Source organism: Methylophaga muralis (genome assembly GCF_001720165.1).
Lineage (GTDB): Bacteria > Pseudomonadota > Gammaproteobacteria > Nitrosococcales > Methylophagaceae > Methylophaga > Methylophaga muralis.
In genome coordinates this window covers 321,747-341,152 of the sequence record NZ_MCRI01000001.1, presented here as the reverse complement: position 1 = coordinate 341,152, position 19,406 = coordinate 321,747, and the positions used below count along the sequence as shown (strand labels likewise).

Genomic DNA, 19,406 nt, shown 5'->3' with positions numbered 1-19,406 from the left:
CTAATTTTTTAACCTTAGCACGCACGATTAAATTGGACATTAGCTCCGGTCTTTTAAATCAAACTTCATTTATTTAAGGAAACCCGCATGAAACTTATAGCAGCATTTTTATCTTTGTTTTTTATCCTTGGTTTAACAGCCTGCAACACTATTGAAGGTGCCGGCAGAGATGTAGAAGCCGCTGGCGGCGCTGTAGAAGAATCTGCAAGAGAAAATAAAAACTACTAATCGTTAGGCAATGCCTTGTTGCTATTGTAGTTTAGTCAAACAATTAGCCCTGCTGAAGTTTTTCAAGCAGGGCTTTTTTACAGTCAAGGCCTTTTAATGCTTCAGTATCACATACAAGGCATGAATGATGCCGGGAATGAAGCCCAGTAAGGTTAGCAGAATACTTAGCCAAAAATGTCCTTTAAAACCTACTTCAAGAAAACACACCTAATGGTGGAAATAATATAGCGAATAAAATTTTAATTGGGTCTGTTGCGGTAAAAGCATGGTAATTACCTTTTATTTATTTAGTTATTATCAATTTATGTCACGGAAACATTATAGGCATCGCTCAATATTATTCTTTAACCTGTGTTTACTCTGGATGATCGCCTAGATCTTTTGGGCCTTCCTCCAACTCAATTAGTGGTTTTAAGTATTCATAAATCAACATTTTAGGAAACAAAATGGATAGGCCAAACGAACATCAATATCCCACACTAGATGATGAAACGTTGGAGATGGCACAAAAGCTATTTGAGCTGGTCCGACAGGGAAATACTGAAACGTTAGTTAAACCACTAGAAATGGGTTTGGCGCCGAACCTTAGAGACAGCAACGGTAACAGCCTGTTAATGCTCGCGTCCTACAATGGTCATGAAGAAATGACAAGGTTGCTATTAAAGCACGGCGCTGATCCTGAATTAGCCAATTTACGTCATCAAACACCGCTTGCTGGAGTAGCTTTTAAAGGCTATACAACTATCGCGCAAATTCTTATAGAACATGGTGCCAACGTCAATGCTATGACCCCAGACGGTAAAACACCACTTATGTTTGCTGCGATGTTTAATCAAGCTGAGGTCTTGCAACTTCTTTTAGATAATGGGGCCGATCCAGATTTATCAGCCGATGACGGTATGACAGCGCTTAAACTCGCTCACAATATGAACGCCCAGGATAGTATTCAAATATTGTCGACGGCGAGATAAAAATAAAAAACCCCAGTATTGAAAACAATACTGGGGTTTTAATTTATTGGTGGGCCCACCAGGACTCGAACCTGGGACCAAGGGATTATGAGTCCCCTGCTCTAACCAACTGAGCTATAGGCCCGATTTTGTAATCAGCTGTCGGAATCTAAAAAGCTTCTCAGTTGATCCGAACGTGATGGGTGACGTAATTTACGTAAAGCTTTCGCTTCGATTTGACGAATACGCTCACGGGTAACGTCAAACTGTTTACCGACTTCTTCCAATGTGTGGTCGGTATTCATGTCAATACCAAACCGCATACGCAGTACTTTGGCTTCTCGCTCGGTCAGGCCGTTAAGAACGCCCTGAGTGGCTTCTCTGAGGCCTTCGATGATAGCGGAGTCTGCTGGTGACATAACGTTGATATCTTCAACGAAATCACCCAGATGTGAATCTTCATCGTCACCGATGGGTGTTTCCATAGAAATTGGTTCTTTGGAAATCTTCAGTACTTTTCGTACTTTGTCTTCCGGCATTTCTACGCGTTCTGCCAATTCATCCGGGGTTGGTTCACGGCCCATTTCTTGAAGCATTTGACGGGCAACCCGGTTGAGTTTGTTAATAGTCTCAATCATGTGTACCGGAATACGGATAGTACGCGCCTGGTCAGCTATAGAACGCGTGATAGCCTGACGAATCCACCATGTTGCATAGGTTGAGAACTTGTAACCACGTTGATATTCGAATTTATCAACCGCTTTCATCAAACCAATATTGCCTTCCTGAATCAAATCCAGGAATTGCAGACCACGGTTCGTGTATTTTTTGGCAATCGAGATAACCAAACGTAGATTAGCTTCAACCATTTCTTTTTTGGCACGACGCGCTTTGGCTTCAGCAATCGACATTTGACGGCTGATTTCTTTGATATCTGCAATGGTCAATCCGCGGTCATCAGCAATTTCTGCCAATTTGGATTGTGCCGCCAGAATGTCATCCAGATTCTTCTTGATGGTAGATGAATAGTGCTTTTTAGCCCTAACGAATTTATCGGACCATTCAAGGTTGCTTTCATTTCCCAGGAAGGCATCGATAAAGTCGCGGCGATTCATACCCGCCTGCTCGACAACGATATCCATGATAATTTTTTCTTGTTTACGAACTTCTGTGATGGTTGCTGTCATCAATTCGTTTAAAAACACCAATGTTTTTGGTGTCAATTTGAATTCCATAAACAGGTTACTCGCCTGCTCACGGGCTTCAACCATGGCATCACCTTGTGTTGCCAGGACTTTTTTGTAAGCTTCACGTAATGCGGTAAAACGAGTGCGGGCCTCTTCCGGATCAATTTCACCAGAGTCCTCTTCGTCATCACTCACGCCACCAACATCATCGTCGTCATCATCGTCGCTATCGGTATCATCACTATCGACGCTGCTGGTCAGATCATCATCTTCATCTTCACTAGCAAGCAGTTCTTCTGGCGCGATAAAGCCTCGAATAAGTTCATTAAGCCTCATTTCACCAGCTTCCACCGCATCGTAGAACTCTAGGAAAGAAGAAATGACAGGAGGATAAGTAGACAGCATCAACAGGCTTTCGCGCAGGCCAGCTTCAATACGTTTAGCGATAACGATCTCGCCTTCACGGGTCAATAACTCAACAGATCCCATCTCCCGCATGTACATGCGGACAGGGTCGGTGGTACGACCAAACTCACCATCGGAACTGGCCAAAACGGCAGCCGCTTCTTCATCAGAGACTTCGTCATTAGATGAAACAGCCTCGGCAAGGCGTTCCATTTCATCGGTATCCATGCCATCTTCATGGACCATGATACCCAAGTCACTGAACATACTGACAATATCTTCGACCTGATCCGCATCGACCAAATCTTCTGGAAGGTGGTCATTGATCTCACCGTAAGTGAGATAACCGCGCTCCTTGCCCAGGGCGATAAGTTCTTTAACGCGTGATTGCTGATCTTTCATTCGGCCTCTTTATGCATGGTGACGCTGTTTTTGGCGGTAACACTATATTATAGTGAAAGCACTTCGTTATTGCATCATTTTTGATTACAGAACACTCACTTAAAGGATTTCACTTCCATTTTTTCAGCCTCTGTTAATTGGCTGAGAGGTTTGCTCATCAAATAAGTTAAACGTTCATCTCTTGCTTGCTTGTTTAGACGAGTCACAATCCCTATGAGTTCATGCTCCAGTTGTTCTGGCGACAAATTCAATGGTTGCATCGCGAGCTTTTCCATATAAGGAGCTTGTTGGGTGTCTCGCCAACGCTCCAACAGCTGTGCGGTTTTAAGATGGGGATGCTCACGCATGGTTTCAAGTAGCTGAATTAAAATCGCTAAGCCCGGCATATCCAGCAGACTTAATTTATCTGTATCCGGAACGGCTTCATGCAGTTGCGGATGTTGCAACAGAATCATCACGGCCATGCGCACCGGGGTCATATTGGCCATGGCATTTTGTTTAACGCTTTTAGCTCGTGGTGGCGCTGCTGGCTTTTCCAGATGTTTATTTAACGTGGCAATATTGGTCTTGGCATGGTCTGCCAGCTGCTGCTCCAGCATATCCCGGTATAAACCAGCTGGAATATGCCGTAGATAGGGTTTGGCAATTTCAACCAGCCTGGCACGGCCATCCATTGATTGACTATCCACTCGCGAAAGCAATGTAGCAAAGAAAAATTCGGAATAACTTTGTGCCTGATTCACTAACTGCTGAAATGCCTCAGCCCCCTGCTCTCTTACCATGGTGTCAGGATCCTGACCTTCCGGCAGAAACATAAATTTCAATTCAAAGTTGCCGCCAAGGATCGGTAAAGCGTTTTCTGCTGCTCGCCAAGCCGCCTCTTTACCTGCACGATCGCCATCAAAACAAAAAACAATTTCCGGCGCGCTACGCGTCAATAGCCGCAAATGTTCGGATGTTGTCGCCGTTCCCAATGTTGCCACGGCATTGTTAATTCCAAACTGCGCCAGGGCGATGACATCCATATACCCTTCAACTATCAGAATCTTTTCCAATCGACGATTGGCTTTACGGGCTTGATACAGGCCATACAGCTCCTGGCCTTTATGAAAGATGGGGGTTTCGGGTGAGTTCAGATATTTTGGTGTGCCATCGGCATCTATAACGCGTCCACCAAAGGCGATAACGCGGCCCCGACGGTCACGTATAGGAAACATTAGCCGATCACGAAAACGATCGTAGGTACGACCCTTGTCATTTTTAATCAACATTCCGGCTTCGAACAATTGATCCTGGGTTTGCTGATTATTGCCAAAAGTGCGTAAAACGTTGTCCCAGCCGTCCGGTGCCATACCTATATCAAAAGCGGCTACGGTTTCGGGACTCAGACCACGTTGTTGAATATAGTCCTGAAAGGGTTGACGCTGTGGATGGTTTTGTAGTTGATGCACGTAATAACGACTGACCTTATCCATCAGATCGTAAAGATTTTGTCTGGCAGGAGTCAGGGAAGCTTGTTGTGTTACCGGTACCTGCATACCAACGGTATCAGCTAGTTCCTGAATAGCTTCAGGAAAGCTGAGCTGATCGTATTCCATCAAGAAGCCGATCGCCGTTCCATGTGCACCACAGCCAAAACAATGATAAAACTGTTTATCAGGGCTGACAGTAAATGAAGGGGTTTTCTCGTTGTGAAAAGGACAACAGGCGTGAAGATTTTTACCGGCTTTTTTCAGCGGTACACGCGCATCAATAATATCAACGATATCGACTCGTGAGAGCAATTCGTCAATAAATTGTGGAGGGATTTGTCCGGCCATAAATCAATTATGGCCGAAGTCTGTCATGAATGTTAACCACGTCTGAAAAAAGACCTGGCATGCTGGCTTAGGAACTGAGCGCGGCCTTAACTTGGCTGCTTACTGCGCCCATATCAGCGCGTCCCTGAACTTTTGGACGCAACACATTCATCACCGCACCCATGTCTTTCTGGCTACTAGCACCTGTCTCTTGAATTGCATCAGCAATCGCTGCCTGCAATTCTGCTTCGCTCAAGGCTGTTGGCAAGAATTCTTCAATAATCGCCAATTCAGCTTTTTCGATAACGGCTAAGTCATCTCGGCCAGCTTGCTCAAACTGCGACAAGGCATCTTTACGCTGCTTAGTCATTTTGGTCAGCACAACGATGATGTCATCGTCTGACATATCCTGGCGATTATCGACTTCAACTTGCTTGATGGCAGCGGTGATTTGGCGCAATGTACCGAGACGATCTCTGTCTTTGGCGCGCATTGCGTCTTTTACGCTATCTTGAATTCGAGTTTTAAGCGGACTGGCTTCTTGAGGCATTAGAATGAGATTCTAATCAGCAATTAGTACATGCGAACGCGGCTAGCGTTTTCACGAGACAGTTTCTTTTGGTGACGTTTAACAGCGGCAGCTGCAGCACGTTTACGAACCGTAGTTGGTTTTTCGTAAGCTTCGCGGGCACGAGCTTCAGCAACCGTACCGGCTTTTTCACAAGCACGTTTGAAACGACGTAAAGCTACGTCAAATGGTTCGTTTTCTTTAACCTTAACAGATGGCATTCAATACATTCCTAAACAGACAATGACGGAAAAGCCCTTAATTGTACGAGATCTATTTAGGAAAGAAAATACTAAATGCTAATTAGTTGGATGAGACCAGCGCCAGCAAGGCATAATAATCGGCATTAATTTAATGCAGTCAGAATAAATTTATGCGTGTTTTAGGAATTGAATCATCTTGCGATGAAACCGGTATTGCACTCTATGATACTGAAAAAGGGCTGTTAGCTCACGCGCTTTTCAGTCAGATAGAGATGCATGCTGAATATGGTGGCGTGGTGCCTGAACTGGCTTCCCGCGATCATATTCAGAAAACATTGCCCTTAATGCAACAGGTTCTGGATGAAGCGGGTCTGCAACGTAAAGATATTGATGCGGTGGCTTATACGGCGGGTCCGGGTCTGGTAGGCGCTTTACTAGTTGGCGCCGCAATTGGCCGTAGTCTGGCCTGGGCGTTAAACATTCCAGCCTTGCCAATCAATCATATGGAAGGACACCTTTTATCGCCACTACTGGAAGCCAATCCACCGGCATTTCCATTTGTATCTTTATTGATTTCCGGCGGCCATACCTTACTGGTTGATGTTAAGGGCGTTGGTGAATACCAATTAATGGGCGAATCAATCGATGATGCGGTAGGTGAAGCATTCGATAAAACGGCCAAAATGTTAGGGCTGGGTTACCCAGGCGGCCCAGCATTGGCAGCTTTAGCAGAACAAGGCCAAGAGGGTGCTTATGTCTTTCCTAGACCAATGACTAATCGTCCGGGTTTGGATTTCAGTTTCAGTGGTCTGAAAACATTTGCTTTAAACACCTGGCATAACAGCGATAAAAGTGAACAGGCGAAAGCCGATATTGCGCTGGCTTTTCAAACAGCCGCGGTGGAAACCTTGGTGATTAAATGCCGCCGGGCATTAAAACAAAGTGGCCATAAACGTCTGGTGGTAGCTGGTGGTGTCAGTGCTAACAAGTCTTTGCGAGCAGCTTTAGATGCAATACCTAAAGTTCAGGTTTATTACCCGCAGTTACAGTTCTGCAGTGATAATGGGGCGATGATCGCTTTTGCTGGAGCTATGCGTGATCAAGCTATGGTTATGGAAACCGAAGCCACTTTTAATGTGCGTTCGCGTTGGCCTTTAGACGAATTAACGGCCCCTGTTTCAGCCTGATTTTTTCTCTTCACCTGCCAGTAAGCGTTGAATATTTCCGCGATGTCGCCACAACAACAGTATGGCAATGACCAAAATAACCCCGCGGGCAAATGCTGTATCAATCAACCAGATCGCATAAACCGGAGTCAGTGCAGCGGCCGTAATGGCAGATAATGACGAAATCCGGCTAATCACAAACACCATAATCCAAGTCAATAAGGCTGCGCCAGCCAATGCAGGTGAAAGGGCAAGAAATGCACCCAATGCCGTTGCGACACCTTTGCCGCCTTTAAACTGGAAAAAAATGGGGTATAAATGCCCAAGAAATGCGAAGAAGGCAATCAAGGTCAGGATATTGATATCAAAACCTAACATCCGTCCGATTAACACTGGAATGACGCCTTTTAAAACATCTATCAGTAATACTAATGCTGCGAGTTTTTTACTACCCATACGCAGAACATTGGTCGCCCCAGGATTGCCTGAACCTTGAGTCCTGGGATCCGGTAATCCAGCAATTTTGCAGAGTATTACAGCGCTCGACAGTGAGCCAATTAGATAGGCGCCGAGTAGTGCAAGCAGCGCGATGGCAGTTAATTCAGGCATGTTATGATGCGACCTTTTAAAATGTAGCGGTATTATTCAGTACCATTACTACTTTTGCCAACATTGAAGCGACATCATGGATAAAATTTTTCTTAATGATCTCAAAGTAGACACCATTATTGGTATTTATGATTGGGAGCGTGAAACTCTGCAAACCCTGCGTTTTGATTTGGAAATGGACTGGGATATCCGTCATGCAGCTAAATCAGATGATATTTCAAATACGTTGGATTATGGCGCTGTAGCCAATGTATTGGTGGAATTTGTTGCCAACAGCCGTTATCTGCTAATAGAAAGATTGGCAGAAGAGGTGGCGCAATTGTTGTTGAAAACATTTGCTATTCCAAAGCTCAAATTGACCTTGACCAAACCGGTCAAATTGCATGGTCAGAATTACGCACAAATTGTTATCGAGCGCTATAACGGATGATGCAACGGCAAGGCTATCTGCTTGGACTGGGCTCTAACATTAGTCCGCAGGATAATATGGCTGCCATGGTGACAGCCTTAGTGAGAGAATTTGGTGAACTTAATATCAGCCGCGTATTGAAAATCCCACCAGTCGGAATGAATAGCTATCGCGATTTTTTAAATACGATAATTTTTGTTGAAACCGACTTGCCCCAAAGTGAACTTAAGGTGTTTTGCAATCAAATAGAAACCCAGTTAGGTCGGGATCGTGACGACCCATTAAGCAAAACTAAAGATCGACCTGCCGATATCGATATTCTCTGCTCACTTAAATTGCCTGACGAAGCTGAAATTACCGTGAGCAGTGTGACTGACGAATATTTTCTTTATCCGATCATTCGTGAGCTATTAGGTTATTTGACTGAAACTGCCGAAGTAACACCACCTGAAGGCGTTTTAATCAAGACATCGCACCTAAGCTTTGGAGAGACGGCGACCACCATCTACTGGAATGGTAGCGCCAGTAATAAAGGGGTTTTCTAGCAAACTTTTGATGGCAAGATAAACTGGCTCAGCACCACCTTCTCGGGCCAGTGGGGTTTCAGCCAACATTTTCTGCCGAACCTCTTGACTATGTGATTCGGTAAATAATACCGGCCCCGGCGCCACTGAATTCACTTTGATATTTGGCGCAAGTTTTTTGGCAGAAACCACAGTTAGGTTATGTAACCCCGCTTTAGTTGTGCCGTAGATATCAAACCTCGGGGTGGGGTTTTCTACGTTGATATCAGTGATGTGAATAATATCCGCCGGATCATCTCCCGGGCCTTTTAAAGTCGCAGATAACGCCTGATTGATAAGAAACGGCGCTAACATGTGCACGGTAAAAAAGTGCTGATATTGTTCAGCAGCTTGGTTTAGATCTTCTGACGTCGGAGTAAAAGCTGACGCATTGTGCACAATGCCTCGATACGATTGACTTAACTGCTGCAATTGCTCAATAAACACCATAATGCTACTGGTGTCCTGCAGGTCAGCCTGGATAGTCTGTATGCCTAAATGCCTTAGTTTTTGGACATCATCGGTTTCAGTACGGTAATGTGCCAATACGTCATAACCATCCTGTTTTAGCCTGGAGGCAATATGAAATCCAACCCGCCGTCCGGCTCCTGTTACTAAAATGGGATTATCCACTGAAATTTCCGACTAAATGAAACACACCGCCACGTTACCTGTACCTGACCCTATAGCGCAACAGCATAGCGCTCAGCTGTTGCAACTGATTTATCAGACCATCGAAGATCGCAATGGCTGGCTGAGCTTTGCAGAATTTATGCAATTAGCTTTATACCAAACTGGATTGGGTTATTACAGTAATGGCTTGAGCAAAATTGGCAAAGCAGGGGATTTTATAACAGCACCAGAAATCACTCCGTTGTTTTCCAAGGCGCTGGGCAATCATATTGCTGATGTGCTTAAACAAATCCCTGAAGCTGATTGCCTGGAATTTGGCGCAGGGAGCGGTCAGATGGCCGTCGATCTATTGTTATATTTGGCTGAAATTGATTGTTTACCAAAGCAGTATTACATTATTGAAGCGAGTGCCTACTTACGTGAAATACAGCGTCATAAATTGAAAGAACAATCAGGTGACATATCAAGCTTAGTCATCTGGCTGGATCAATTACCTGTAGAATTTAATGGTGTAATTATCGCTAATGAAGTCTGCGACGCAATGCCGGTGCATCGGGTACAGTTTGAAAATGAGCAGCTTTTAGAAGTAGGGGTGAGTGTTCATAACGGAGAACTTGCATGGCAGACTCAGCCTATAACCAATCCCGAATTAAAAGCTCGTTGTGAAGAAATTCAGCCGCAGCTGGAGCTGTTTCCATATCAGACCGAAATCGCCTTACAGTCGCCAGCATGGTTGAGCACCATTGCTAATCTGCTGAACCAGGGCGCTATCTATCTGATTGACTATGGTTATGAAGCCAAAGATTATTTTCATCCTTTGCGTCATCAAGGCATGTTGCGTTGTCATTATCGTCATCAGGCACATGATGATCCGCTGGTTTTAGTCGGTTTACAGGATATTACTGCTCATGTGGATTTCACCGCGCTGGCTGAAACAGCCCTTACTGAAGGGCTGCAGGTAGAAGGTTATCAAAGACAAAGCGATTTTCTGCTGGCTGGCGAGATTCTTAATCTTAGTCAGGATAATGCAAATCAAGCCTTTCAGCAGATGCAGCAATCTGCGGCATTGAAACGTTTATTGTTTCCAGAACAAATGGGTGAATTGTTTAAAGTGCTTAGCCTGTCAAAAAAGGTTGAGATGCCACGCTCAAAATCCGCTGACCTTCGTTATCGTCTGTAATTGCTCAATAAAAAAGGCGCCGAAGCGCCTAATTTATATAACCCGAATAGGGATTATTGTTTTTCTTCAAGCTGCTGTTTGAGCTGCTCAAGCTGCTCTGACATTTCAAACAGGACTTCTTTGATGTTTGCCACATCGTCAGTCAAATTATCTGTTTGACGTTTAGTTCTGGCAATTTCTTCACGCATTTCAGGTGTTAATGCACCGGTATCCTGACCTTTACGTTCGGCAGCAGTTGCCAATACTGTCGGAATATCAATAATTAACCAGTCTGAACGCTCTGAGCCATCAACTTCATAATAAGACTGCCCATTATCAAGCACTACCTGCGTAGCAGGTCTGGAATCGCTTCTGCGGCTGCCCGGCAACAATGGATTCACCCGACGATCAATATCCTGACCGGTAATTTGGTCTTTATCGCGGTATTCCTGATGTACCAAACCAAAGATAATATTCAGACGACCATTACTATCAATGAACACACGACCACTGTTGGTTTTACGCTCTGCCGCAATTGCGCCGGCATGAACACCTAAAGTGACAAAAGTAATATCTTCATTCGGTTGAGCGCGACTTAAGCCTTGGGCAAGTGTTGAACTCAAGATCTGCAATTCACCTGGCGAGAACAAAGGAACCTGTTGTGTTCTCAATAATACCCGTTGATTGACATACAACGAAGACAGCACTTCTCGCATTTCATCAGAATTTATTGGTAATGGATGCTGGTTGGTACCAGGTTGATCCCGCTCGACCAATCGCACGTATTGCAGATTTGACTCCCACAGTTTCGGACCACTTTGTGACATGACGACTTCATTATCATTGGATGATTTTTTACTGAATGGGTTGCCACAGGCAGACAAGCCGACAGTCATTGCCATGCTGAGTGCAATGATGCTGCTGTATTTCACAATGCCTTGCATATAAATTTCCTCAATTAATTCGTATCACGTTTATCCGACTACCGGAGACTCTGCTTTTTGTTCACGACATAATAATGCCTGAACTGATTTGCGCGGATCGTACCCTTCAAACAAGATTTTGCATACCTGCTCGACAATTGGCATCTCAATACCTGCCTGCTGAGCGCGTAATAAAACCTCTCTTGCAGCATGCATCCCTTCAACCGTTTTCCCAACCTTTACAACGGCCTCATCAACGGTAAGCCCTGAGCCAATAGCCAAACCCAATTGACGATTACGACTTTGATTATCAGTGCAGGTCAAAATCAAATCACCCATCCCAGACAAGCCAAACATAGTTTCTGGTTCAGCTCCTAACACACTGGCCAAGCGCATGATTTCGGCCATACCGCGGGTGAGTAAAGCGGCTCGCGCATTAGCACCATAACCCAACCCATCACAAATTCCAGCGGCAATAGCCAATACATTTTTTACGGTACCGCCGATCTGTACCCCCAACACATCATTGGTGGTATAGGCCCTTAAAGCTGGACCATGAAGTGCATTTGCCAACGCCTTGGCAAACTCACCATCCCGGGAAGCCACCGTTAATGCCGTTGGCAATCCTGCTGCTACTTCTGCGGCAAAAGAGGGGCCAGAAACGACTGCCAGCGGATGTCCAGCACCCAGAATTTCAATCGCCGTATCATGCAGAAATTGCCCGGTTTGCGGCGTTAAACCTTTTGTTGCCCAACTAAGTGGGATGTTTTTTGGCAGAAAAGGTTTAATTTTATTTAAGGTTTCACTGAATGCTGCGCTGGGTACTGAAACCATCACATGTTGACAATGGGCCAATGCCTTGGCCAAATCCATTTCAATTTTTAAGGACTCTGGCAACACAATTTCCGGCAAATAACGGCTGTTCATTCGTTCTGCTGCTATCCGCGAAAGTTGTTCTGGATCACGTCCCCATAACAAGACTTCATGCCCGTTTCTCGCCATGGCTATTGCCAGTGCTGTTCCCCAGGCACCGGCACCAATGACTAAGGTGGGCATTAAAGTTGAAGCGTTCATTACTCTGTTTGTTCAAAAATTAATGCGTGGCTTGTGCTGCTTCCATTTGCTGACGAGCTTGATCAATTTGATGTCTGTATACCGCATCGAAATTAACTGGCGCCAACACTAACTGCGGGAAACCGCCTTTAATGACCACGTCTGAAATCACTTCACGAGCAAACGGGAAAATCGTATTCGGGCAGTAGCTGCCAATTAAAGGACCCATTTCTTCTTTGCTGTAACCGGTCAAGGTGAAAATACCAGCCTGTTTCACTTCTGCCAAAAACGCCACTTGATCATTAACTTTAGCGGTAACGGTAACAATCAGAATAATTTCATGGGTGTCTTCATCAAGACGGTTGTATTCATTACCTAACTGCAGATCCAGTTTTGGCTTCCATTCTTCACGGAAAATTGCTGGAGAATTCGGTGTTTCAAAAGAAATATCTTTGGTATAGATTTTCTGAATGATGAACTTAGGTTGTTGTTCTTCTGTTGCTGCTGCATTTTCTTCAGCCATGATTTTCCCTCTCGTTAAAGTTTAATTATTTGTTAATAAAGCATCGAGCTGGCCTGACCGGTCGATATCAACCAAATCGGTATAACCACCTACCGCTTTACCATTAATGAATATTTGTGGAACCGTACGGCGCTGACTTTTTTGCATCATTTCTTCACGTTTTTCAGGATGCTGATCCACCCGAATTTCATCGTAAACAACACCTTTACGATCCAACAGTTGCTTAGCCATAACGCAATACGGGCAATGGCCAGAAGAATAAATGATGACTTTGTTCATATCAGCACGTTCCAGGTCTTAACTGAACAGCGGCAATTTGGCATCTCGCCAAGCGTGTAAGCCGCCAGACAGTACATGAATATTGGTATAGCCACGAGTCTTAAACTGCTTGGCTGCAGATTTGGCACGTTGACCACTGTCACACACCAGCACTAAAGGTTGTTCTTTCTTTTTCAATGGCTTCAGATTCGCATCAATATCCGCCAGTGGCACATTTACCGAATCGACAATATGTGAACTCTCAAACGCCGCTTTATCACGAACATCCACAAAACAGCCTTTTTGCTGATTTACCAGATTGACCGCCGTCGTTACGTCGATGGTATTAAAACCACTGAGTTTGCGTGTTAATGAATCGGAAAAAACCAACCACAACAATACGACAAACAAGCTGGACAGTATCCAGTGGTTAATAATAAATTCGCCCAGATTTTCCATTAAACAACCCTAAAATTATGAATAATTGATGTATCTTATTTTGCGCAGAACAGTTCACACATCATACTGATCAGCCTTAACAGACGATCATCTTTAACACGATAAAAGATCCTATTCGCATCTCGTCTGGCAGCTAAAATGTTTTTTTCTTTTAATTTGGCAAGGTGCTGAGAGACATTACTTTGCGTGGTGCCTACATGATCTACGATATCCTGCACAGACAATTCTTTATCCCCCAAAGTACAAAGAATTTTCAAGCGCAAAGGATTCGACATTGCTTTCAGCGCAAAGGCAGCGCGCTCAATATCTTCATCAAGAGCCTGCGCCTTCATGTTTCCAGCCTGTGAGATGATGTTCGTCAATGCGATGGCAACTGTAATTGATTACAAAAGCCCATATAATACACAGCATTGTTGTTGATTTGCAGTGCTCACTGTTTTTGGCAAGCAAAGATGACGTCGCAACCTGTGATTAAAGGATAAATCCATGAACCACATGCACCGCCCACTTGCACTAATCATTCTTGATGGTTGGGGTTATAGTGAAGACCCTCAACATAATGCCATTATGGCTGCCCATACGCCTGTTTGGGATCATTTGTGGAATGATTACCCGCACACATTGATCAATGCTTCTGGCGCTGGCGTAGGCTTGCCCGGAGATCAAATGGGAAACTCGGAAGTGGGGCATCTCAATATTGGTGCAGGTCGCGTGGTGTATCAGGAATTCACCCGCATCAGCCGCGCAATCCGTACCGGTTCATTTTTTAGCAATCAAACTCTGACAGATGTTGTGGATGATGTGGTCCGCAATGACAAAGCGTTGCACATCTTAGGTTTGTTATCTGATGGCGGGGTACATAGTCACGAAAGCCACATTCACGCAATGGTCAAGCTCGCCGCAGATCGTGGCGCCAAAAAAATCTATTTACATGCATTTCTGGATGGTCGCGATACGTCGCCCAAGTCAGCTCTACAATTTGTCGAAAATATGCAAGCCAGTTTTAACGAAACTGGCGAAGGACGCTTTGCCAGTGTGATTGGTCGTTACTATGCAATGGATCGTGACAAGCGCTGGGATAGAGTCCAGCAGGCTTATGAATTGATTACCAATGCCAATGCGCTTTATCAGGCAGACAATGCTTTGCAAGCCATCAATGATGCTTATGATCGCGGTGAAACCGACGAATTTGTTAAAGCCACGCAAATTGGTGAAGCGGTGCCAATTGAAGATGGCGACAGCATCGTCTTTATGAACTTCCGTGCGGACCGAGCACGTGAACTGACCCAGACGTTTATTGATCCGGAGTTTAATGATTTCGTAAAACCACGAACGCCAAAATTGTCTCAATTTGTCACACTAACTGAGTATAAAAAGGATTTTGTGGTTCCGGTAGCGTTCCCGCCGGAAAAACTCAATAACCTGTTGGGTGAGTGTATTTCTGCCGTTGGTTTAAAACAGTTACGCATTGCCGAAACCGAAAAGTATGCGCATGTCACTTTCTTTTTTAATGGTGGCCGAGATGCTCCCTATGAAGGCGAAGATCGGATTTTGGTCCCATCCCCTAAAGTCGATACCTACGATTTACAACCCGAGATGAACGCACCAGAAGTGGCCGAAAAGTTAGTCAAAGCCATTCATAGCAACCAATATGATGTGATTATCTGTAATTTTGCCAATGCCGATATGGTTGGACATACCGGAAACTTTGACGCAACCGTTAAAGCCATCGAAACATTGGATAATTGTCTGGGCAAAATCTGGTCTGCATTGAAAGAAAGCGGTGGAGAAATGTTGGTTACTGCAGATCACGGCAATGCTGAAAAAATGCTTGATCATGAAAAAGGTCAAGCTCATACCGCACACACCAGCAATCTGGTGCCTTTGATTTATGCTGGCCGTCCTGCAGCATGTATGGAGCAAGGTGGGTTATCCGATATTGCCCCCACCATGCTAGACCTGTTGGGCCTGCCGATACCGGCGGAAATGAATAATCACCTTTTGGTGAAACTACTCTGAACTCGCAAGCTATGATTCGTGGTTTAATTCTGTTTTTATGGTTGTTTTTGCCTTTAAACCTCGCTGCTGAGCCTTCATCCGCAAAAAAGTTGGAGGCCGTTCGAGGTGAGATCTCAACACTCGACAAGAATTTAAATCTCAATAAAAAAACCCAGGCAGAGTTGCAACAGCAGTTAAAAAAACAAAGTCTCAAAGTTTCAGAAATCAATCGCGAGTTAAACAAGTTAAAACAGTCGATTGCCGTTAAAGATGATGAATTACTCAATCTTCAACTTGAACAAGGGCAAACTGAGCAACAACAGGCTCAACAGCTGGAAGCCTTGAATGAACAGATCCGTTCTGCGTTTATGAATGCGCAACCTAGCTACTTGAAGATATTATTGTCTGAACAATCTCCCGAACGAGTCAGTCGTAGCAACACTTATTACCGTTATTTCCACACAGCCCGTCAACAGCAAATCGAAGCTTTACAAACCACACTGCTGAATCTGACTGAACAGGAAAAAGCCATTTATGCCGTCAAGAAGAATCTGGGCGATCTAGAGCAGCAACAACTGGCACAACAAGAAGCTTTAAAACAACAAACTGCAGAACGAGAAAGCACCCTTGCAGCATTGAATAAGAAAATCTCTGGACAAGATGCTCAGCTATCAGCGCTAAGGCAAGAAGAGAAAGATTTACAGTCATTATTAAACGCACTTGCCAAAAAAGCAGCGCAAAGACCACCACCTGCTGCAGCGGTGAAACCAAATGCACGGTTTTCGGGTCTGAGTGGGAAGTTACAATGGCCTTTAACAGGAAAAATCCTGGCAAGCTATGGTAGCCAACGTAATCTTGATAAACTCAGTTGGAAAGGCATACTGATAGCATCCGATAAAGGTACGTCAGTCAAAGCAAGTGCAGATGGGCGGGTGGTGTTTGCCGACTGGATGAAAGGTTTTGGTTTGTTAATCATCATCGACCATGGCGAACAATTCATGACACTTTATGGCAACAATGATAGCTTGCTTAAAAACACCGGAGATACGGTAAAAGCAGGGGATGTGATCGCACAAAGTGGTGATCAGGGTGTCAGACAAATCGCTGGATTATATTTTGAAGTACGTCATAAAGGCAGTCCGACTAATCCTATACAATGGCTGCGCAAGCAAGGTTAACTAGAAATAAGGAATGAAGTTCATATGCGCTTTTTGAAACGTGATTTTGCGCTGGTAACAGCGGGTGTCATTATCGGCATCACATTGATTTTTGGCCAAATGGTGTTAGCCGATAAGAACCCTGTTGTTAAGCCTGACTTGCCAATCGATGATTTGAGAGCTTTCTCGGAAATCTTTGGCCGCATTAAAAGCAGTTATGTCGAGCCAGTAGAAGACAAAACCTTATTGGAAAATGCCATTCGCGGCATGCTTTCCGGACTGGATCCACATTCAGCTTATCTTGACCTGAGTGAGTTTAAAGATCTCCGTGAAGGCACTTCAGGCCAATTCGGCGGACTGGGTATTGAAGTCTCAATGGAAGATGGTTTTGTGAAAGTCGTTGCACCTATTGACGAAACCCCCGCGGCTGAAGCAGGCGTTAAATCAGGTGATTTAATCGTTCGCTTGGACGATACGCCGGTCAAAGGTTTAAGCCTTAACGAGGCTGTCGATATCATGCGCGGTGAACCTGGTAGTAAAATTTTGTTGACCATCATTCGTGAAGGGGCAGATAAGCCTCTACAACTTGAACTGACTCGCGCTATCATCAAAGTGAAAAGTGTTCGTTCAGAAACACTGGAATCTGGGTATGGTTACTTACGAATCAGTACCTTCCAATCGCCGACGGGTCAAAACCTGCGTGATGCGGTAAATCAATTGAAAACTGATAATGGTGGAAAATTAAAGGGTTTAGTGCTGGATTTACGTAATAATCCGGGCGGTGTTTTAGATGCCGCGGTAGAAGTATCTGATGCTTTCCTTAATAAAGGTTTGATTGTTTACACTGAAGGTCGCCTTCAAGATTCAGATCAAAAATTCCATGCCAAACCCGGAGATATGTTGAATGGTGCCCCGATTGTGGTGCTGGTCAATGGCGGATCGGCCTCAGCCTCTGAAATTGTGGCTGGTGCACTGCAAGATCACCAACGTGCAGTCATACTGGGTACTAAAACCTTTGGTAAAGGCTCCGTGCAAACGGTTATGCCTTTAACCAACGATACCGCGGTGAAAATGACTACTGCGCGCTATTACACACCTTCTGGCCGCTCAATCCAGGCTGATGGTATTGAACCAGATATCAAGTTGGATGCTCTACAAATCAGTGCAGCCGAAGATAACGGTTTCCAGCCGCTGCGTGAAGCGGACTTGAGCCGTCATCTGGAAAATGGCTTACTTGAGCAACTCAATGAGGCCACGCCTAAAGAAGAAGCTACAGACGAAGAAGAAAAACAGCCTTTAGCGTTACGTGATTATCCATTGTCACAAGCATTGAATCTGCTGAAAGGCATGCATATTTTGAGCAAGCGTTAATCCAGGTTTCATGACCACTGTACTGATACCTCTGGCAGAAGGCTGCGAAGAACTCGAAGCAGTAACCTTGATAGATGTACTGCGTCGAGCAGAGATTCAGGTGGTTACGGCAAGTTTGTCCGAACATCAGCAAATTACCGCCAGTCGGGGTGTCAGGTTAGTAGCAGACACCACGCTGGCTCAAGTAATCGATGACGAATTTGATATGTTGGTGTTGCCAGGCGGACAACCCGGCACAAATAATCTCGATGCGGATCCACGTATTCACGTTTTGGTTAAACGTTTATATCAAGGAGGTAACTGGATTGGTGCCATTTGTGCCGCACCAATGGTTTTAGCGCATGCTGGTTTACTTGATGGGCGTAAAGTGAGCTGCTATCCCGGCGTTCTTGAGCCTAAAGAATGGCCAGAACTTCAATTCAGTAATGATGCTGTCGTTTGCGATAATAAAGTCATCACCTCTCGTGGGCCGGGAACCGCCATGGCTTTTGCCTTGATGATTATCGAAAAATTAATGGATGAAACAACCCGCAGCAAAGTTGAAGCGGGCCTCGTTATTCGCTAAAACGGAAACAGCATGAATTCACTTGATGAATCAGAATTGTCGATATTACTGGTTGAGCCATCTTCGGTTCAGCTGAAAATTATCATGCGTGAATTACGTCAGGCTGGCGTAGAAAAAATTGATGGAGTTCATGACGGCGCTCAAGCCATTGTCGCCATGCAAAAATATCCTCCCGATCTAGTGATCAGCGCTATGTATCTGCCAGATATGACGGCGACCGAATTACTGGCTTCAATACGCTGCCTGGATAATCTTGAAAATACCCATTTCATGCTGATATCCAGCGAGTCAAATATTGAAACCCTTGAGCCTTTGCGCCAATCTGGTGTTGTTGCGATTCTGCCTAAACCTTTCGCTCACGCGAATCTGCAACGAGCCATCCGTACGACTCTGCAACACATTGATCCTGCCGAAATCGAACTGCAGAATTATGAAGTCGATCAGCTGGAAGTCCTTTTGGTTGATGACAGCTTGGTATCTCGCAACCACCTTTGTCGTGTGTTTCAAAACATGGGAATAAATCAGATTCATCAGGCTGAAAATGGCATTGAAGCGATTGAAAAACTTAAACAACAAACGTTTGATTTGGTTGTGACTGATCTGAATATGCCGAAGATGGATGGTCAGGCTCTGGTCGAACATATCCGTAGTGAAATGGGCAATACCTTTGTTCCTATTTTAGTAGTAACCAGCGAGCAAAATCAGACCAGACTTGGCCAGGTGGAACAGGCGGGTGTATCCGCTATTCTTGATAAACCATTTGAACCACAATCTATTCGCGAAATCTTGTACCGTGTGCTGGACGAGCGTACCTAGCA

General features: G+C 44.8%; 23 protein-coding genes, 1 tRNA gene and 1 pseudogene. 11 read left to right on the top strand and 14 right to left on the bottom strand.

Annotated features, from left to right (window positions below; genetic code table 11):
• The first annotated feature begins 87 nt into the window (after window positions 1-87).
• The gene (locus tag A9E74_RS01640) at window positions 88-228 is read left to right on the top strand and encodes an entericidin A/B family lipoprotein (protein ID WP_069294922.1); all 141 of its coding nucleotides are present in this window, start codon (window positions 88-90) and stop codon (window positions 226-228) included.
• 93 nt (window positions 229-321) lie between these two features.
• Here the strand turns inward: A9E74_RS01640 and A9E74_RS13970 are convergent.
• Window positions 322-511 (bottom strand): annotated as a pseudogene (locus tag A9E74_RS13970) (YqaE/Pmp3 family membrane protein).
• Between the two features lie 163 nt (window positions 512-674).
• Here A9E74_RS13970 and A9E74_RS01635 point away from each other — a divergent pair.
• Window positions 675-1,199: an ankyrin repeat domain-containing protein gene (locus tag A9E74_RS01635; protein WP_069294921.1), complete on the top strand. Its 525-nt coding sequence runs from the start codon at window positions 675-677 to the stop codon at window positions 1,197-1,199.
• Between the two features lie 47 nt (window positions 1,200-1,246).
• Here A9E74_RS01635 and A9E74_RS01630 read toward each other — a convergent pair.
• From A9E74_RS01630 to rpsU, 5 genes are all read right to left on the bottom strand, one after another.
• A tRNA-Ile gene (locus tag A9E74_RS01630) sits at window positions 1,247-1,323 on the bottom strand.
• Between the two features lie 10 nt (window positions 1,324-1,333).
• Window positions 1,334-3,172: an RNA polymerase sigma factor RpoD gene (gene rpoD, locus A9E74_RS01625; RefSeq protein WP_069294920.1), complete on the bottom strand. Its 1,839-nt coding sequence runs from the start codon at window positions 3,170-3,172 to the stop codon at window positions 1,334-1,336.
• A gap of 95 nt (window positions 3,173-3,267) precedes the next feature.
• Window positions 3,268-4,992, bottom strand: a complete 1,725-nt coding sequence (gene dnaG / locus A9E74_RS01620; RefSeq protein ID WP_069294919.1) for a DNA primase — start codon at window positions 4,990-4,992, stop codon at window positions 3,268-3,270.
• A gap of 67 nt (window positions 4,993-5,059) precedes the next feature.
• A complete protein-coding gene (locus tag A9E74_RS01615; protein WP_069294918.1) occupies window positions 5,060-5,521 on the bottom strand; it encodes a GatB/YqeY domain-containing protein in 462 nt (153 codons plus the stop codon).
• A 23-nt stretch (window positions 5,522-5,544) separates the two neighbouring features.
• Window positions 5,545-5,760: a 30S ribosomal protein S21 gene (rpsU, locus tag A9E74_RS01610; protein ID WP_014705573.1), complete on the bottom strand. Its 216-nt coding sequence runs from the start codon at window positions 5,758-5,760 to the stop codon at window positions 5,545-5,547.
• A gap of 152 nt (window positions 5,761-5,912) precedes the next feature.
• Here rpsU and tsaD point away from each other — a divergent pair, with 152 nt between their 5' ends.
• Entirely contained in the window at window positions 5,913-6,929 is a 1,017-nt protein-coding gene (tsaD, locus tag A9E74_RS01605; RefSeq protein WP_069294917.1) for a tRNA (adenosine(37)-N6)-threonylcarbamoyltransferase complex transferase subunit TsaD, read from the top strand.
• On the opposite strand, the gene plsY is transcribed toward tsaD, so the two are convergent.
• Complete coding sequence (plsY, locus tag A9E74_RS01600) at window positions 6,921-7,517, bottom strand: glycerol-3-phosphate 1-O-acyltransferase PlsY (RefSeq protein ID WP_069294916.1); 597 nt, start codon at window positions 7,515-7,517, stop codon at window positions 6,921-6,923. The two genes, tsaD and plsY, sit on opposite strands and share 9 nt — an antisense overlap.
• 76 nt (window positions 7,518-7,593) lie before the next feature.
• On the opposite strand from plsY, the gene folB reads away from it, so the two are divergent.
• Window positions 7,594-7,947, top strand: a complete 354-nt coding sequence (gene folB, locus A9E74_RS01595; protein ID WP_069294915.1) for a dihydroneopterin aldolase — start codon at window positions 7,594-7,596, stop codon at window positions 7,945-7,947.
• Window positions 7,944-8,471, top strand: coding sequence for a 2-amino-4-hydroxy-6-hydroxymethyldihydropteridine diphosphokinase (locus A9E74_RS01590; protein ID WP_084002802.1), 528 nt, complete (start codon window positions 7,944-7,946; stop codon window positions 8,469-8,471). Before folB ends, A9E74_RS01590 begins: the two co-directional genes overlap by 4 nt.
• Here A9E74_RS01590 and A9E74_RS01585 read toward each other — a convergent pair.
• Window positions 8,403-9,122, bottom strand: coding sequence for an SDR family oxidoreductase (locus tag A9E74_RS01585; RefSeq protein WP_069294913.1), 720 nt, complete (start codon window positions 9,120-9,122; stop codon window positions 8,403-8,405). The two genes, A9E74_RS01590 and A9E74_RS01585, sit on opposite strands and share 69 nt — an antisense overlap.
• Window positions 9,123-9,138: 16 nt before the next feature.
• Here A9E74_RS01585 and A9E74_RS01580 point away from each other — a divergent pair, with 16 nt between their 5' ends.
• A complete protein-coding gene (locus tag A9E74_RS01580; RefSeq protein ID WP_069294912.1) occupies window positions 9,139-10,302 on the top strand; it encodes a class I SAM-dependent methyltransferase in 1,164 nt (387 codons plus the stop codon).
• Between the two features lie 53 nt (window positions 10,303-10,355).
• Here the strand turns inward: A9E74_RS01580 and A9E74_RS01575 are convergent, their stop codons facing one another.
• The 6 genes from A9E74_RS01575 to A9E74_RS01550 are packed head-to-tail and all read right to left on the bottom strand — an operon-like array spanning window position 10,356 to window position 13,829.
• Window positions 10,356-11,225 carry a hypothetical protein gene (locus A9E74_RS01575; protein WP_069294911.1) on the bottom strand — a complete coding sequence of 290 codons (870 nt, stop codon included), beginning with the start codon at window positions 11,223-11,225 and terminating at the stop codon, window positions 10,356-10,358.
• Window positions 11,226-11,255: 30 nt separating this feature from the next.
• Window positions 11,256-12,278: an NAD(P)H-dependent glycerol-3-phosphate dehydrogenase gene (locus A9E74_RS01570; RefSeq protein WP_069294910.1), complete on the bottom strand. Its 1,023-nt coding sequence runs from the start codon at window positions 12,276-12,278 to the stop codon at window positions 11,256-11,258.
• 19 nt (window positions 12,279-12,297) lie between these two features.
• Window positions 12,298-12,780 carry a protein-export chaperone SecB gene (secB, locus tag A9E74_RS01565; RefSeq protein WP_069294909.1) on the bottom strand — a complete coding sequence of 161 codons (483 nt, stop codon included), beginning with the start codon at window positions 12,778-12,780 and terminating at the stop codon, window positions 12,298-12,300.
• A gap of 21 nt (window positions 12,781-12,801) precedes the next feature.
• Window positions 12,802-13,059 (bottom strand): glutaredoxin 3, encoded by a 258-nt coding sequence (gene grxC / locus A9E74_RS01560; protein ID WP_069294908.1) that lies wholly within the window; start codon window positions 13,057-13,059, stop codon window positions 12,802-12,804.
• An 18-nt stretch (window positions 13,060-13,077) separates the two neighbouring features.
• Window positions 13,078-13,497 carry a rhodanese-like domain-containing protein gene (locus A9E74_RS01555; RefSeq protein WP_069294907.1) on the bottom strand — a complete coding sequence of 140 codons (420 nt, stop codon included), beginning with the start codon at window positions 13,495-13,497 and terminating at the stop codon, window positions 13,078-13,080.
• A gap of 35 nt (window positions 13,498-13,532) precedes the next feature.
• Window positions 13,533-13,829 (bottom strand): ArsR/SmtB family transcription factor, encoded by a 297-nt coding sequence (locus tag A9E74_RS01550; RefSeq protein WP_069294906.1) that lies wholly within the window; start codon window positions 13,827-13,829, stop codon window positions 13,533-13,535.
• Window positions 13,830-13,983: 154 nt separating this feature from the next.
• Between A9E74_RS01550 and gpmI the strand changes: the two genes are divergently transcribed.
• From gpmI to A9E74_RS01525, 5 genes are read left to right on the top strand one after another with little or no spacing between them, the layout of a single operon-like run.
• Window positions 13,984-15,516, top strand: a complete 1,533-nt coding sequence (gene gpmI / locus A9E74_RS01545; RefSeq protein ID WP_069294905.1) for a 2,3-bisphosphoglycerate-independent phosphoglycerate mutase — start codon at window positions 13,984-13,986, stop codon at window positions 15,514-15,516.
• An 11-nt stretch (window positions 15,517-15,527) separates the two neighbouring features.
• Window positions 15,528-16,673: a murein hydrolase activator EnvC family protein gene (locus A9E74_RS01540; protein ID WP_069294904.1), complete on the top strand. Its 1,146-nt coding sequence runs from the start codon at window positions 15,528-15,530 to the stop codon at window positions 16,671-16,673.
• A gap of 24 nt (window positions 16,674-16,697) precedes the next feature.
• Complete coding sequence (locus tag A9E74_RS01535) at window positions 16,698-18,023, top strand: S41 family peptidase (protein ID WP_069294903.1); 1,326 nt, start codon at window positions 16,698-16,700, stop codon at window positions 18,021-18,023.
• 10 nt (window positions 18,024-18,033) lie between these two features.
• The gene (locus A9E74_RS01530; RefSeq protein WP_069294902.1) at window positions 18,034-18,588 is read left to right on the top strand and encodes a DJ-1 family glyoxalase III; all 555 of its coding nucleotides are present in this window, start codon (window positions 18,034-18,036) and stop codon (window positions 18,586-18,588) included.
• A 12-nt stretch (window positions 18,589-18,600) separates the two neighbouring features.
• The gene (locus tag A9E74_RS01525; RefSeq protein WP_069294901.1) at window positions 18,601-19,404 is read left to right on the top strand and encodes a response regulator; all 804 of its coding nucleotides are present in this window, start codon (window positions 18,601-18,603) and stop codon (window positions 19,402-19,404) included.
• The last annotated feature ends 2 nt before the right edge of the window (window positions 19,405-19,406 follow it).

Coding starts and splice junctions, on each gene's coding strand:
- A9E74_RS01570 (WP_069294910.1), bottom strand. CDS start 12,278: ATGAACGCTTCAACTTTAATGCCCACCTTAGTCATTGGTGCCGGTGCC.
- rpoD (WP_069294920.1), bottom strand. CDS start 3,172: ATGAAAGATCAGCAATCACGCGTTAAAGAACTTATCGCCCTGGGCAAG.
- tsaD (WP_069294917.1), top strand. CDS start 5,913: ATGCGTGTTTTAGGAATTGAATCATCTTGCGATGAAACCGGTATTGCA.
- A9E74_RS01535 (WP_069294903.1), top strand. CDS start 16,698: ATGCGCTTTTTGAAACGTGATTTTGCGCTGGTAACAGCGGGTGTCATT.
- A9E74_RS01530 (WP_069294902.1), top strand. CDS start 18,034: ATGACCACTGTACTGATACCTCTGGCAGAAGGCTGCGAAGAACTCGAA.
- plsY (WP_069294916.1), bottom strand. CDS start 7,517: ATGCCTGAATTAACTGCCATCGCGCTGCTTGCACTACTCGGCGCCTAT.
- dnaG (WP_069294919.1), bottom strand. CDS start 4,992: ATGGCCGGACAAATCCCTCCACAATTTATTGACGAATTGCTCTCACGA.
- rpsU (WP_014705573.1), bottom strand. CDS start 5,760: ATGCCATCTGTTAAGGTTAAAGAAAACGAACCATTTGACGTAGCTTTA.
- gpmI (WP_069294905.1), top strand. CDS start 13,984: ATGAACCACATGCACCGCCCACTTGCACTAATCATTCTTGATGGTTGG.
- grxC (WP_069294908.1), bottom strand. CDS start 13,059: ATGAACAAAGTCATCATTTATTCTTCTGGCCATTGCCCGTATTGCGTT.
- A9E74_RS01640 (WP_069294922.1), top strand. CDS start 88: ATGAAACTTATAGCAGCATTTTTATCTTTGTTTTTTATCCTTGGTTTA.
- A9E74_RS01540 (WP_069294904.1), top strand. CDS start 15,528: ATGATTCGTGGTTTAATTCTGTTTTTATGGTTGTTTTTGCCTTTAAAC.
- A9E74_RS01615 (WP_069294918.1), bottom strand. CDS start 5,521: ATGCCTCAAGAAGCCAGTCCGCTTAAAACTCGAATTCAAGATAGCGTA.
- A9E74_RS01635 (WP_069294921.1), top strand. CDS start 675: ATGGATAGGCCAAACGAACATCAATATCCCACACTAGATGATGAAACG.
- A9E74_RS01580 (WP_069294912.1), top strand. CDS start 9,139: ATGAAACACACCGCCACGTTACCTGTACCTGACCCTATAGCGCAACAG.
- folB (WP_069294915.1), top strand. CDS start 7,594: ATGGATAAAATTTTTCTTAATGATCTCAAAGTAGACACCATTATTGGT.
- secB (WP_069294909.1), bottom strand. CDS start 12,780: ATGGCTGAAGAAAATGCAGCAGCAACAGAAGAACAACAACCTAAGTTC.
- A9E74_RS01550 (WP_069294906.1), bottom strand. CDS start 13,829: ATGAAGGCGCAGGCTCTTGATGAAGATATTGAGCGCGCTGCCTTTGCG.
- A9E74_RS01555 (WP_069294907.1), bottom strand. CDS start 13,497: ATGGAAAATCTGGGCGAATTTATTATTAACCACTGGATACTGTCCAGC.
- A9E74_RS01590 (WP_084002802.1), top strand. CDS start 7,944: ATGATGCAACGGCAAGGCTATCTGCTTGGACTGGGCTCTAACATTAGT.
- A9E74_RS01525 (WP_069294901.1), top strand. CDS start 18,601: ATGAATTCACTTGATGAATCAGAATTGTCGATATTACTGGTTGAGCCA.
- A9E74_RS01575 (WP_069294911.1), bottom strand. CDS start 11,225: ATGCAAGGCATTGTGAAATACAGCAGCATCATTGCACTCAGCATGGCA.